Origin of the sequence: Sedimenticola sp., from assembly GCF_050289425.1 — a bacterium.
Lineage (GTDB): Bacteria > Pseudomonadota > Gammaproteobacteria > Chromatiales > Chromatiaceae > Sedimenticola.
Genome location: NZ_JBNKFS010000001.1, coordinates 210,293 through 224,282, shown reverse-complemented (window position 1 = coordinate 224,282; position 13,990 = coordinate 210,293). Strand labels below are relative to the sequence as shown.

14 protein-coding genes are annotated in these 13,990 nt (G+C 54.9%); 5 read left to right on the top strand and 9 right to left on the bottom strand.

Features of this window, described 5'->3' with window-relative positions; genetic code table 11:
- Window positions 1-230: 230 nt before the first annotated feature.
- Window positions 231-1,805 (top strand): glutamate--cysteine ligase, encoded by a 1,575-nt coding sequence (gene gshA, locus ACQY5R_RS01105; protein WP_428603496.1) that lies wholly within the window; start codon window positions 231-233, stop codon window positions 1,803-1,805.
- Between the two features lie 12 nt (window positions 1,806-1,817).
- Here the strand turns inward: gshA and ACQY5R_RS01100 are convergent, their stop codons facing one another.
- Window positions 1,818-2,654 carry an SDR family oxidoreductase gene (locus ACQY5R_RS01100; protein WP_428603494.1) on the bottom strand — a complete coding sequence of 279 codons (837 nt, stop codon included), beginning with the start codon at window positions 2,652-2,654 and terminating at the stop codon, window positions 1,818-1,820.
- A gap of 259 nt (window positions 2,655-2,913) precedes the next feature.
- On the opposite strand from ACQY5R_RS01100, the gene pomA reads away from it, so the two are divergent.
- The 3 genes from pomA to ACQY5R_RS01085 all read left to right on the top strand — a co-directional run bounded on the left by pomA (window position 2,914) and on the right by ACQY5R_RS01085 (window position 5,236).
- Entirely contained in the window at window positions 2,914-3,675 is a 762-nt protein-coding gene (pomA, locus tag ACQY5R_RS01095; RefSeq protein WP_428603492.1) for a flagellar motor protein PomA, read from the top strand.
- Between the two features lie 5 nt (window positions 3,676-3,680).
- Window positions 3,681-4,544 (top strand): type VI secretion system protein TssL, long form, encoded by an 864-nt coding sequence (gene tssL / locus ACQY5R_RS01090; RefSeq protein WP_428603489.1) that lies wholly within the window; start codon window positions 3,681-3,683, stop codon window positions 4,542-4,544.
- Window positions 4,545-4,612: 68 nt separating this feature from the next.
- Window positions 4,613-5,236 (top strand): PilZ domain-containing protein, encoded by a 624-nt coding sequence (locus ACQY5R_RS01085; protein WP_428603487.1) that lies wholly within the window; start codon window positions 4,613-4,615, stop codon window positions 5,234-5,236.
- 5 nt (window positions 5,237-5,241) lie between these two features.
- On the opposite strand, the gene ACQY5R_RS01080 is transcribed toward ACQY5R_RS01085, so the two are convergent.
- Both ACQY5R_RS01080 and nth read right to left on the bottom strand, forming a co-directional pair.
- Entirely contained in the window at window positions 5,242-5,676 is a 435-nt protein-coding gene (locus tag ACQY5R_RS01080; protein ID WP_428603485.1) for a DUF1841 family protein, read from the bottom strand.
- 13 nt (window positions 5,677-5,689) lie between these two features.
- Entirely contained in the window at window positions 5,690-6,325 is a 636-nt protein-coding gene (nth, locus tag ACQY5R_RS01075) for an endonuclease III (RefSeq protein ID WP_428603483.1), read from the bottom strand.
- Between the two features lie 170 nt (window positions 6,326-6,495).
- Between nth and ACQY5R_RS01070 the strand changes: the two genes are divergently transcribed.
- Window positions 6,496-8,583, top strand: a complete 2,088-nt coding sequence (locus ACQY5R_RS01070) for an ATP-binding protein (protein WP_428603481.1) — start codon at window positions 6,496-6,498, stop codon at window positions 8,581-8,583.
- Between the two features lie 48 nt (window positions 8,584-8,631).
- On the opposite strand, the gene ACQY5R_RS01065 is transcribed toward ACQY5R_RS01070, so the two are convergent.
- The 6 genes from ACQY5R_RS01065 to rsxA are packed head-to-tail and all read right to left on the bottom strand — an operon-like array spanning window position 8,632 to window position 13,895.
- Window positions 8,632-9,330 (bottom strand): electron transport complex subunit E, encoded by a 699-nt coding sequence (locus ACQY5R_RS01065; RefSeq protein WP_428603479.1) that lies wholly within the window; start codon window positions 9,328-9,330, stop codon window positions 8,632-8,634.
- Window positions 9,323-9,958 (bottom strand): electron transport complex subunit RsxG, encoded by a 636-nt coding sequence (rsxG, locus tag ACQY5R_RS01060; RefSeq protein ID WP_428603477.1) that lies wholly within the window; start codon window positions 9,956-9,958, stop codon window positions 9,323-9,325. Before rsxG ends, ACQY5R_RS01065 begins: the two co-directional genes overlap by 8 nt.
- Entirely contained in the window at window positions 9,951-10,994 is a 1,044-nt protein-coding gene (gene rsxD, locus ACQY5R_RS01055) for an electron transport complex subunit RsxD (protein ID WP_428603475.1), read from the bottom strand. Before rsxD ends, rsxG begins: the two co-directional genes overlap by 8 nt.
- A gap of 6 nt (window positions 10,995-11,000) precedes the next feature.
- On the bottom strand, window positions 11,001-12,719 hold the full coding sequence (rsxC, locus tag ACQY5R_RS01050; protein WP_428603473.1) for an electron transport complex subunit RsxC: 1,719 nt from the start codon (window positions 12,717-12,719) through the stop codon (window positions 11,001-11,003).
- Between the two features lie 9 nt (window positions 12,720-12,728).
- A complete protein-coding gene (rsxB, locus tag ACQY5R_RS01045) occupies window positions 12,729-13,301 on the bottom strand; it encodes an electron transport complex subunit RsxB (protein ID WP_428603471.1) in 573 nt (190 codons plus the stop codon).
- Between the two features lie 12 nt (window positions 13,302-13,313).
- Complete coding sequence (gene rsxA / locus ACQY5R_RS01040; protein WP_428603469.1) at window positions 13,314-13,895, bottom strand: electron transport complex subunit RsxA; 582 nt, start codon at window positions 13,893-13,895, stop codon at window positions 13,314-13,316.
- Window positions 13,896-13,990: the final 95 nt, after the last annotated feature.

Here is a 13,990-nt window from a genome sequence, read left to right as displayed (position 1 = left end):
TGTATTTATCCTGACTATTGAATTTCAGCTATCTTTGCCCAACCTGAGGCTAAATGCAAAACGCCGATCCTCTGATACTTGGGGGGTGTCCTGTGGTAATAGTCTGGTGGGCGGGGTTTCTTCATCGGACAGATGGCGACCTCAATGGCTATAATGGCGGTCACACGAGGACTTTGTCCGGAGCCGGTGGGGCGAATAACCAGAATTGACAATACCTGGGACAGTTACGATTGTATCAATCAGTTGAAAAGCGAATCCGGCAATTATCGGATGATATGGGGCGATACCTCTCCAGCGGCGGTGCCGTCGGTCTGGAGAAAGAGTGTCTACGGGTCTCCGAGGATGGCGGCATTTCGCAACGGCCACACCCACAGGCACTGGGTTCGGCACTGACACACCCCTATATCACTACGGATTATTCCGAGGCCCTTGCCGAACTGATCACCCCGCCCTGTGAACGCATTGAAGCCGCCCTGGATTTCCTCAAAGATACGCAGAAGTTTGTCTACGATCATCTTGAAAATGAGTACCTGTGGGCCACCAGCATGCCCTGCGTCCTGGATGGCGGGGATAACATACCGCTGGCCTATTACGGGACCTCCAATCCCGGCATTATGAAGAACGTCTATCGACGGGGACTCGGTCATCGTTACGGCAGAACCATGCAGGTAATTGCCGGCGTCCATTTTAATTTTTCCTTTGATGACGCCTTCTGGCCGCTGTATCGCGGGATCCGCCAAAGCAAACTACCACAACGGGACTTTACCGATGGTGCCTATCTTGAATTGATCAGGAATCTGCAACGTTTTGGCTGGTTGATTCCCTATCTTTTTGGTGCGTCGCCGGCGGTATGCAAATCCTTCCTGGGTAACAAACCCACCGACTTGAAAGAGTTTGATCAGAACACCTATTACGAGCCCTTCGCCACGTCGTTGCGCATGGGAGATATCGGCTATACCAATAGTAAAGAGAAAGGCGTCGGCATCAAGGCCAATTACAATAACTTGGATAGCTATATAAAGAGTTTGACCCATGCGATTGAAACGCCGAGCCCCCTATGGGAAAAGATTGGTGTAGAAGTGGATGGGCGTTATGAGCAGTTGAATGCCAATATCCTGCAGATCGAAAACGAGTATTACACTACCGTGCGCCCCAAACAGGTGTTGGATGGGCTGGAAAAACCGACGCTGGCTTTGCAACGTCGAGGGGTACGCTACATTGAGTTGCGATCACTGGATGTGAATGCCTTTCATCCGCTAGGCGTCAGTGAAGAGCAGCTCTATTTCCTGCGCGCTTTCATGGTGTTCTGCCTGCTATTGGAGAGTCCCCCGATCAACGTCCAGGAGCGCCGGGAAATTGACCAGAATATAGGTGGGGCGGCACACCGGGGACGCGACCCTTCACTTTATCTGTCCCGACAGGGGCGGGATATCCGTCTGCAGGTGTGGGCACGGGAACTGTTACAAGCCATGATTCCCGTGTGTGAGTTACTCGACCGTTGGGATGAGACAAAGCCCTACCAAAAGACGCTGCAACAGCAACTCGCCTGTGTCGACGATCCGGACATGACACCCTCTGCCAGGATGCTACGGGAGATGCGTGATCAGGGAGAAGGCTTTTTCCATTTTGCGCGGCGCAAATCGCTTCAGCATCGGGACTATTTCAGTGGTTATGTTCCCGATAACGGGCGCTACCGGATGTTCTTGCGTGAGGCGGAGGCATCCCTGGAGCGACAGCGGGAGCTGGAACAGACCCCAAGTGGCTCTTTTTCCCAGTTTTTGGCCGACTATTTCGCCCAGCGCTAGGGGCGGGTCTTCTCATACCCGACGCAAGATTCCATCCATAATCCGGTTAGGCAGTAGCCGTTTGAGTGTGCCGAACAGATAGGTGGGGAAGGTCACATAATACCGTATCTGTGGCCGGGGACTCTCCAGGGCGTGAATAACCCGTTTCAGCACCGCTTCCGGCGGCAGGGTAAAGGGTACAGTGGGGCCGTCTTTGGTCAGACGGGTCTGCATCGCCTGATAGGCTGCCTGATGTGGGCTTTGCGCCGGATCGACATAGCGCTGCCACATCGCGTAGGCATTGGCCCGAAAACGGCTCTCGATGGGGCCTGGTTCGATCAGGCTGACGAAAATGCCGCTGCCCTGCAACTCCAGGCGCAGGGTGTCGCTCAATCCTTCCAGGGCAAATTTACTGGCGTTGTAGGCGCCGCGGTAGGCGAGGGCAACGAGGCCGAGTACCGAGCTGTTCTGGATGATACGGCCCTCTCCCTGCTGGCGCATGAGCGGCAGAATCCGGCAGGTCAGTTCGTGCCAGCCAAACAGATTGGTTTCAAACTGGGCACGTAGCGCCTCCCGGCTCAGGTCTTCCACCGCACCTGGTTGACCGTAGGCGCCATTGTTGAAGAGTCCGTAGAGGCGATTGTCCGTCATCCGGAAAACCTGGTCTACCGCCTGCTGGATGCTGTCGGAGTCGGCCAGGTCCAGGACGACCGATTCAAATCCCTCCGCCATCAGACGCTCTACATCTCCGGTCTTCCTGGCGCTTGCGATCACCCGATAACCTTTTTGCTTCAAGCCTCTGGCAACACACAGGCCGATGCCGCTGGAACAGCCGGTGATCAGTACGGGCTTATCGGATGGATTACTCACATTATGCTTCCTTCATGTCGGATTGGATGAGGGTATCGATTGCTCGAATAAGAGAAAGGATCGCAGGCTGCGCGTCTGCAAACAGCCGTCGCATGAGCCCTTGAAGGCTTGTAAGCGGGCGGTATTGATGGCAGATTGTAACGAATTAACCGAATTTGTTGCAGTCTCTGTATCTAAAGTTTCAGTACGCTTGTCCGCTACAGGATTGCATGCTGGATTTATGTATGGGCTTGGTCTGTAGAGTAACGAGGAAGTATTTGTGGATATAGCGACACTGGTCGGGTTGCTGGGAGGCTTTGGTATTATCATCGGTGCTATCGCCACCGGCGGTGATGTTATGTTGTTCGTCAATATACCCTCTGTCCTGATTGTGGTTGGTGGCACCTTCATGACGACCCTGATGCAGGTTTCTCTCAAGGATTTTCTCGGTTCCTTCAGCATTGGCATGAAGGCTTTCTTTTATAAGACGGACGATGCGGCAACCTTGATAGAAGAAGCGGTCAGACTGGCGGATATTGCCCGGAAAAATGGCTTGCTGGCGCTGGAGGGACAGGAGATTGGGAATACCTTCCTGAAACAGGGTATCAGTCTCTGTGTCGATGGCCATGATCCGGCTCTGGTTAACCGTTTGTTAGGTAAAGATATCGACCTGACGATTGAACGCCATGAGGTGGGGCAGAAAATGTTCAAGAGTATGGCCGTTATGGCCCCGGCAATGGGTATGATCGGTACACTGGTCGGTTTGGTACAGATGCTGGCGAACATGTCCGATCCGGCCAGTATTGGACCGGCAATGGCGGTGGCATTGCTGACTACGCTGTATGGTGCGGTGATAGCCAATGCCTTTGCCCAGCCCCTGGCCGATAAACTGGCACGGGCCAGCGCGTTGGAGAAGACCAATAAATCATTGATTATGGAAACGATCGCCGGCATCCAGGAGGGCATGAATCCTCGGGTACTGGAGCAGTTGCTCTCGACCTATCTGCCTTCGAATAAACGCGCCAAGGATGAAGCCGAGTAATCGGTATGGCGGACGATTGCCCTAAATGCGAGGATGGCCTACCGCCCTGGTTGGCAACCTTCGCCGACCTGATGTCACTCTTGATGTGTTTCTTCGTTTTGTTGCTCTCCTTTGCCGAGATTGATGCCATACGGTTTAAGAAGATGGCGGAGTCGATGAAGGATGCCTTTGGTGTGCAGCGCGAAGTACCGGCTCCCGATGTCGTGATGGGGACCAGCGTCATTATGCAGGAATTCAGCCCCACCACTGTACCGGAACCCTCTATCATTGATGAGGTACGTCAACAGACAACCGAGATTGAAAAACCGAATCTGGAAGTACCGGAGGGTGCGGCGCAAGCCGCGGTAGAGGCGGCCAAGGAGAAAGAGCTGCAGGAGGTGGCGCAGCAGGCCGAGGATATCAAGGAGGCGTTGCAATTAGAGATAGAGGAGAATCTGGTCAGTGTGGAGACTCAACAGAGTAAAATCATTATCCGCATTAACGAGAAAGGCTCATTCCCTTCAGGTAGCGCCGATTTAAACGACGATTTCTACGGGGTGATGGTCCGAATCAGTGAGGCGGTGGCCCGTACACCGGGTACGGTTGTTGTGGCGGGGCATACCGATGATGTGCCGATCTCCACCAGCCGTTTTCGCTCAAACTGGGAGCTTTCATCGGCCCGTGCCGTGACCGTGGTGCACGCTTTGCTGGACGATCCCAATATCGATCCGAAACGCATAGCGGTGGAGGGGCACGCCGACTCGGAGCCGCTGGTGCCGAACGATTCACCGGAAAACAGGGCGATCAACCGACGGGTTGAGTTGATTATTCAACGCGGGGCTGACCAGGATAGTGGCGATGTGCTGAACATTCTGACACCGAAAAGTTAGTGTCGCTGTCGTTGCAACACGATTAATAGAAAGTTTTCAGAGATGCCAGAGTCAGGAGTAATAGGTCATTGAGCAGTCAGCAGGATGAACGTCGACAGTTTTTTCGCATCGACGATAGCTTGAGCTTGGGCTATCGTCAGATATCGGTTGATAGTTTGCCGGCATCCGTTGAACGTCTGGAAAACGAGCTGGATAGCGATTTTACCGTAGTCAGTAGCCTGGCAGCCGTGAGTCAGGAGATGATGGGCACGCTGCATAAGATCGAGGCGAGTCGCCCGGAGATCGCCGCTTACCTGAAATCCCTGGATAAGAAGATCGATATCCTGGGACGCGCCCTGTTGGCCCAAACCACAGAGCTGCTGAGTAAGCCGACGCAATCGGTCAATATCAGTGCCACCGGCATCTCCTTTGCGGTGGATGAATATATTGAACCGGGTGCCATCCTGGAGTTAAAGATATTGCTGATGCCCTCTTATGCCGGGATACTTAGCTTTGCCGAGGTGGTGGGCTGCGAACCGGTCGAACAGGATGTCAATAAGCCGGACAAGCGCTACCAATTGCGTACCGCCTTCGCGCACATCCGCGAGCGGGACCGGGATGTACTGATTCAACATGTCATCCAGCGGCAGGGTGCTCAACTCCGCCAAGCGCGGGAAGCGCAGGAACAGATGCAGTTAGAGCAGAAGGAATAGCTCGCTTACCCTGATTTCGCCAATACACGGATGCAATCCAGATAAGCTTGTTCATCCGGCATGCGATTATCCCGTTGCGCTTCCCAGAGCATTTTCCCCAGACACTCCATCATCCGGTGTTCCGCCTGGTGGCGGTCGCCCGCCTGCATGACCACCTTTTGGTAGAGTTGGCGGATCCCTGTTGGACGATCTGTTCCGATCTGTTCCTGTAGGCTGATGTGCATCCCCATGTGCAGGAAGGGATTGGTTTCGCCGAAGTCCGGAAGAAAGTCTTTGTCCAGCATCTTGTCCGGGTTTTCCAGGAACGCATGGTATTCCGGATGCTGGGAGATGACGTCGGCCAGCATCTGCTCCAGTGGGATTAGTGTCTCACCGGCACACGCCTTGCGCCAGGCTTCGGTAAAAAAGCGGCGCATCTCTATACGGTCATTTCCAAACATTGTCCCAGCAGCCTCAGTCCAGATTTTTATCGCGGTATTCACACAGGTCTTCGATAATACAGGAACCGCAGCGCGGGCGGCGAGCCAGGCAGGTATAGCGTCCATGCAGGATCAGCCAGTGATGGGCGTCCAGCAGGAACTCTTTGGGTATGTGGCGCAGCAATTTTTTCTCTACCTCAAGCACATTTTTCCCCGGTGCCAATTTGGTGCGGTTGGCTACCCGGAATATATGGGTGTCGACAGCCATGGTCGGTTGTCTGAACACCGTATTCAGCACCACGTTGGCGGTCTTACGGCCGACACCGGGTAGCGCCTCCAGGGCCGCTCTGTCTGGCGGGACCTGGCCTTGGTGCAGGCGTATCAGCTGTTCACAGGTCTTGATGATATTGCCCGCTTTGCTGTTGAATAGGCCAATCGTCTTGATGTAACGCTTTAATCCCGACTCACCCAATGCCAGGATCGTCTCCGGGGTATTGGCTACCGCGTAGAGTGATTGGGTTGCCTTGTTTACCCCTTTGTCGGTGGCCTGGGCGGAGAGAATGACCGCAATCAGTAATTCGAAAGGGGTGGTGTAATTCAGCTCGGTGGTGGGATGAGGGTTTTGTTCCCGTAACCGCTCGAAGATGGTTCGCCTGATCGCCTGGTTCATAGGTCGGATTTTACCATGACCGACGGCGCCGGGAGTGGCTAAATGTGTACCGGTTAGCCGTTTAGTTGTTCAACTGTCGCTATATTTCAGCTTCATATTTCAGAAAGCAGCAGATATAAAGTAGTATGTTGCCATCGTTACAGGGTTCAGAAAACTTATCGAGGCAAAGGATGCTCACTTCATTACAACCTTCACTTCTGAGAAATCCGGAGTTCCAGTCCGCACTGGTCCGTTTGGCGATCTGGTTGTTCGCTGTTCTTTATATCGGATTTGGGGCAGCGACCGATTATTACAGGATTGATTTAGGTGATTACGCCCTGCTATTCGGCTGTTTTCTGGTGCTGTTTCTGTCGCTGTTGGCGAGTGTGCTGCATCGCCCGGTATGGGAGGCGAGACGCTATCTGTCACTCATCTTCGATGTGTCAGCCACCAGTCTCTGCATCTATCTGACCAAAGATGTGGTGAGTCCTTTTTATCTGCTGTATATCTGGATTTTTATCTCCTACGGCACCCGTTACGGTAAAGATCACCTCAAGGCCGCCTCCCTACTGAGTATATTGGCCTATGCCTTGGTGTTGACGGTGCTCGGGCAGTGGGAAAAATACACATTCGAAGTGATCTTTTTTCTGTTGTTGTTGATCATGTTGCCGCTCTATCAGTACGTACTGCTGCGCAAGCTGCACAATGCGCGCCTCGATGCCGAGCAGTCAGACAGGGCCAAAGGTATCTTTTTATCCAGTATGACCCATGAATTGCGTACACCGCTTAGCGGCATTATGGGCATGTCCCAGTTGCTCAAGAATACAGAGTTGAATATTGAGCAGAAAGAGTATGTGGATTCCATTAGCTCATCCGCCAATATTCTGGACTCCCTGATCAGTGAAGTGCTGGATCTTTCCAAGATGGATACCGAGGGATTTGAACTGAAACCGCGGCTGTTTGATATTCGCGGCCTGTTCAGGGACCTGAGCCTGACGCTGTCACACCAGGCCCTGGATAAGGGGCTGGAACTGATCTGCCATATCGAAGAGAGCGTGCCGACGCAGCTCTATTACGATGAACTGCGCTTGCGCCAGATCGTGTGCAACTTGCTCTCCAATGCGTTGAAGTTTACCGAATCGGGTGAAGTGGAGCTTTCAGCCAAGGTGAGCGCCTCTGGTGGTGAGGACTCGGGTCAAGTGTTGCTGATCGAAGTGAGAGACACCGGTATCGGGATCCCGCCGGCGCAACAGCAGCAACTGTTTGAACGTTTCTGGCAGGCCGATGCCAGTTCCACCACTGGCCACGGGGGGTTGGGACTCGGTACGACAATCACTCGACGACTGACTCAGCTCATGGGGGGGAAGGTGGATGTCGAAAGCAGTCCAGGGCAAGGGAGTCTGTTTCGTATCCGTCTCCCGCTTGCCGGCCAGACCTTGAATCCGATGACAAACGGGACGCACCTGTTTGAGGGATTTAAGGCGCTGATCTATGAGACTAACAAACGTACTGCCGAGATACTCCGCCGCGCGTGCTCCGAGCGCGGAATCTACTGCTATGGCGTGTCCGCCGTCAATGAGCTGTCCGCCGTGGTTCAGTTGGCGGAGACGCACGGTGGCTTGGATTTTGTGATTATTGCCGATTCACCGGGGGGGCAGGATGTCTATCGCATCGGCAGGATATTGCGCCAGCACCTGGGGAGCGATTTGGCCATCATCTATCTGGGTTACATGGAAAGAAAACTGTCCGATAATCATCCTGCCAGTCATTTCCTGATCAAACCTTTTATTTCATCCGAGCTGTTGAGCCACGTCGGGTTGGTTTTGAAACGGGGTGGTTATCAGGAGCGTGGCCGGGTGATCTATTCCCGCGACAAACTGGAGATACCGGTCAATGTACTGATGGCTGAAGATAATGCCATCAATGCCAAAGTGCTGAGTACGTTGTTGGATGGTATCGGTTGCCGTGTCAGCTGGGCCAGGAACGGTGAAGAGGCGTTGCAAATGGTCTTTAGCGATAGTTTCGATATCGCCTTTATCGATCTGAGAATGCCGAAAATGGATGGTATCGCGTTTACCCGCGAGTACCGTGAGCAAGAGAGCGGAGATTGCCGGTTGCCGATTATTGCGCTGACGGCCAATACCTCTTCCAATATCCGCAAAGCTTGTACCGAGGCCGGTATGGATGACTTTTTGGCCAAACCGGTCGATGAGCGGTTATTGCGTCAGACTATTGAGCGTTATACATCGATCGGCAGCTCCCGGGATGGCCGACGATAGGGGATTTAAAATTCCACCGTATCCATCGCTGTCATCCCGGGTGCGAAATTAGGCGGTTCCAGTGCTGAGATTTGCCTTCGTGGCCTTGGCTTTCGCCAGTTTGGTTTTCCGTTGCCGGTTGTCGATGATGTTCTTTAACGCAATCATCAAGCCCATACCCAGGAAAGCACCGGGAGGCAGGATCGCCAGCAGCATGCCCTTGAAGTTTGGACCGAGGGATAGCGTCCAGTTGGCGGCGATATCACCGAACATCAGATCGGCCTGGGAAAACAGAGTCCCCATACCCACCAATTCTCGCAGTGAGCCCAGGGTCACCAGGGCGCAGGTAAACCCCAGCCCCATCGCCAGTCCATCCACGATAGACGGCAACAGATGATTTTTTGAGGCAAAGGCTTCGGCACGCCCGATGATGGAGCAGTTGGTAACAATCAGTGGAATGAAGATGCCCAATATCTTGTACAGATCATGGAACCAGGCATTCATGCTGAGTTCCACGGCGGTGACGAAAGAGGCGATGACAATCACAAATACCGGTAGCCGAACCTCAGGCCGAACCAGGTTGCGGATCAATGAGACGGTGGCGTTCGACATCACCAGTACTGCCGTGGTCGCAATACCCAGACCGAGTCCGTTGACAGCCGTACTGGTCACCGCCAGCAAGGGGCACAATCCCAGTAGTGCCACCAGTGCTTGGTTGTTGCTCCAAAGCCCTTCCCGGATCAGCCGGCCATAGTTTGCATCACTCATCTTTGGCTGCCTTGTCTATTTTCATGAACAGTGATTTGCGGTGCTCTTTAAAATAGAGCAAGGTGTTCTTGATGCCGCCTACCACGGCGCGAGGGGTAATCGTTGCGCCGGTAAATTGGTCAAATTCACCGCCATCCTTTTTTACTTTCCAGCCTGCCAGCGACGGGTTGGAGAGCGATTTGCCGGCGAACCCAAAGATCCAGTCGGAGCGGTTTTCCTCCACCTTGTCCCCCAGTCCCGGGGTCTCTTTATGTGACACCACCCGGACACCGCCGAGGGTTCCGTCAACCTTTACCGCAACCAGCAGTTTGATCGGGCCGCTATAGCCATTTGGAACGATGGGAGAGAATACCGCCGCAACCGGCTTACCTTTTTTTCGTCCCAGATAAACCAGGGTTTGCTCGCCACCCAACAATGCCTTATCGGATACGGTGGTGGTATCGCTGACAATATCGTTATCGATGTTGTCTGCCGGAACCAGCGCGGTAAGGCTCTGCAGCAGCGCTTCGCGTTCATTGGCGGCAATCTTCTCCGCCGTCAAGTCGTTGGTCACCGCCACCAGCGCGGTACCGGCGGTCGCAAACAGCGCCAGCAATATACCGGCCACAGACACGGGATGTTTAATCACGTCCGGCCCCCTGGTGTCCAAATGCCCGCGGCTGGGTGTAATAGTCGATGGTAGGCGCCGCCATGTTTAATAGCAGTACGGCAAAGGCTACGGCATCCGGATAGCCGCCCCAGGTACGAATGATAAATACCAGCAGACCGATACTGGCGCCGTAGACCAATTGACCTTTTTTTGTGGTGCAGGCAGAAACCGGGTCGGTGGCGATGAAAAAGGCGCCGAGTAGGGTGCCACCGGTGAAGATGTGGAACATGCCGAACGGGTAGGCTTCCTGATCCAGCAGGTGAAACAGCATCGCAATTATCAACAGGCTACCCAGCATGGAGACCGGAATATGCCAACTGATGACACGCTTGTAGAGCAGAAACAGGCCGCCCAGCAGATACCAGTTGCCGACCCACTCCCAACCACGGCCACCGAAATCGCCCCAGAGTGGCTGGGCAAGAATCTCGCTCAGCATCTTGCTCTGATCAAGTTGGGTGAACATGGCATCCAACGGGGTAGCCATGGTGAGGGCATCCCAGGAGAGTCCGGTCGGCAGGCTACCGGTAAAGATAGCGCTGGCGCTCTGAAGCAGGGAGAGGGGGTGTTCGTTGAGCATCTCCGGCGGCAGCCAGGAGGTCATCTGCACTGGATAGGAAACCAGTAGTAACACATAGGCGGCCATAGCCGGGTTGAACGGATTGTAGCCCAGGCCGCCGTAGATCTGTTTGACCATCAGGATAGCGAATGCGACGCCAATCACCGTCAGCCACCAGGGTAGTAACGGCGGCACGGCGACGGCAAACAGCAGGGCGGTGAGTACGGCGCTGAAATCCCCGATAACCGGAAGCACTGGTCGGTTCCTCAGGTGCATGGCCAGCGCCTCGCAGGCCACGGCCGTGGCGCTGGCGATTAGCATATTGATCAGTATGCCCCAACCAAAGTACCAGTTCATGGCGGCGGCGCCGGGCAGCAGTGCCAGGATGACCCATAGCATGGTTTTTCTAACGCTGTTGGGGCGGTCGCTGTGCGGAGAAGTTATGGTCGTAAAGCGCATCGGTTGTTATCCACCCTGCTTGTCAGCGGTGACGGCATCAGAGTCGCTGCCGGCTCTGCGCTCATTGGCCTTTTTAATGGCCTGCTTCTGGCCGTCGCTCAGGTCGGTCTGGTTCTTTGGCGTAACGCCCTGTTCCGCCAGTTTGGCCTTTTTCTCGGCGGCGCGTTTCAGGGCGGCGGCGATGGCTGCCTTTTTTGGATCTTCCTCTCCGCTGCTGTCCGCCTTGGTTGCCGGTTTTTTGGCTACAGGCTTTTTCAGTGCTTCTTTCTTTTGCCGCAGTTTGGCCTTACGTTCGGCTTCCAGGCGCTCTTTTCTGGCCAGTTGGGCTTCGTGGCGCTGGCGAGCCCGCTCAGCGGCCCGCTGCTCTTTCTCTTGAGCCCAGCTTTCGGTTTTGGCAAAGCGGAAGTATTGGACCAACGGGATATGGGAGGGGCAGACATGGGAGCAGCAGCCGCACTCGATGCAATCGAATAGGTTGTACTCTTGTACCTTCTCCAGGTCCTTGGCCCGGGCATACCAATACATCTGCTGCGGCAGCAGATTGGCCGGGCACGCGTTGGCACATTGGCCGCAACGAATACACGCCAGCGCCACACCCGGATCGGGTGACTCGGTGGCGTCGGCAATGAGCAGACAGTTGGTGGCCTTGGTGATCGGTATTTCATCGTCGGCCAGGGTAAAGCCCATCATCGGTCCGCCGATGATCAATTTGGATGCCTGCTCATTGTAGCCGCCTGCTTGCGCAACCAGTTCAGCAATCGGTGTGCCGATCAGCGCTTGCAGGTTTCTCGGTTGGTTGACGCCCTTGCCGGTGATGGTGACGTAGCGGGAGATCAGGGGTTTACCCTCGACCACGGCTTCGGCGACGGCGAAGGCGGTCGCCACATTGTGGCAGATCATGCCGATCTTGGCCGGGATGCTGCCAGAGGGCACTTCCTTACCCGTCAGGACCTTGATGAGCTGCTTTTCTCCACCGCTGGGATAGAGGGTGGGAATAGCGACCACTGAGGCCCACGCCTCACCGCTATCGCTAACAGCCTGGCTGAGTCTTTCGATCGCCTCAGGTTTGTTGTCTTCGATGCCGATGAGGCAGCGTTCGGCGCCGACCAGACGGCGAATGATGTGGATCCCGAGCAGGATCTTCTCCGGCTCTCTCTGCATCAGCAGATCATCACAAGTGATATAGGGTTCACACTCGGCGCCGTTGATGATCAGGGTATGGATCGGATTTTCCAGTCCCGGGGTCAGTTTGACGCTGGAGGGAAAGGCGGCACCACCGAGGCCGACGATACCTGCGTTACGTATCCGTTCGCGCAAGAGTGACGGATCCGCCTGTTCATAGTCGGGGATCGGCGCCAACTGGTTACCCCAGGTGTCCTGTCCGTCGGTCTCTATGACCACGCAGGGCGCAGGCAAGCCTGACGGGTGGGGAATGGGCAGGGTGTCGATTGCCACGATCTTGCCCGAGGAGGGGGCATGCACCGGTGCGCTCACGTAACCGTGCGGTTTTGCCAACATATCGCCCTTGCGTACCGAGTCACCCACCTTAACCAGGGGTTCGGCGCTCTCGCCGATGTGTTGTTGCAGGGGGACGGTCAGCCGTTTGGGTATGATCGCCGTTTCCAACGGACATGTAAGCGACTGGCTTTTGTTATCCGGTAGGTGCAGTCCCCCATTAAAGCGGTAGAGGGTCTGTTTCTGCTGTTTTTGTGCCGACTGTGGCATATCGCTTTCCTAGCCTTCGGAGGCGGTTGCCAGAGAACTGTGGTTAGGGGTCTCCCCCGGGAAAGGCCATTTCCAGTTACTGGTGGTGACTTCCAACGGCACCATATCTATACATTCGACCGGGCAAGGCGGCAGGCAGAGCTCACAGCCGGTGCACTCGCTACGGATCACCGTATGCATATGTTTGGCTGATCCAAGAATGGCGTCTACCGGACAGGCCTGGATGCAGAGCGTACAGCCGATGCATTCGTTTTCCCGAATCACCGCCACCGCTTTCGGTTTATCTTCTGCAGCGGCCCCCTCCAGGGGTATTGGATCCTTTCCCAGTAGATCGGCCAGGGCAATCATGGTGGTTTCACCGCCGGGCGGGCAAGCGTTGATCTCCGCCTCGTCATTGGCCAGGGCCTCCGCATAAGCGTGGCAGCCGGGAAAGTTACACTGACCGCATTGGGTTTGTGGCAGCAGAGCTTCGATCTTTTCCACAATCGGATCCCCCTCCACATGGAAGCGGATAGAGGAATAACCGAGCAACAGGCCGAAGGCAAGGGCCAGCAGGGCAATGGCGATAATGGCGATCAGCATTCTGCGCCCACCTCAGCTGGATACCAGTCCGGAGAAGCCCATGAAGGCAATCGACATCAAGCCTGCGGTAATCATGGCGATGGCACCGCCCTGGAAGGGGACCGGCACATCAGAAACGGTGACCCGCTCGCGCATGGCGGCAAACAGCACCAGCACCAGTGAGAATCCGGCCGCGGCACCAAAGCCATATAGGCCCGACTCGATGAAGCCGTGCTGCTCCTGGACATTTAACAGCGCTACGCCCAACACGGCACAGTTGGTGGTGATCAGCGGAAGAAAGATGCCCAGCAATTGATATAGCACCGGGCTGGTTTTGTGCATCACCATCTCAGTGAACTGGACCAGCACGGCAATGACCAGAATAAAGGTGATGGTGCGCAGATATTCCAGGCCGAGGGGGGCCAGCAGGTATTCATTAGCCAGATAGCTGCAGATCGATGAAAGGGTCAGTACAAAGGTGGTGGCCATGCCCATGCCGACCGCCGTCTCCAGTTTTTTGGAGACGCCCATGAAGGGGCACAGGCCAAGAAACTTCACCAGGACGAAGTTGTTGACCAGTACGGTACTGACAAGAATGAGCGCGTACTCTTTCATCGAAAGCAGACCTACACATATAGAGGGATGGCCGATAGTAGTGGTTAACCCTAATACTAACAACCGACAGTTTGTGTGTGTATAACCTTATAACT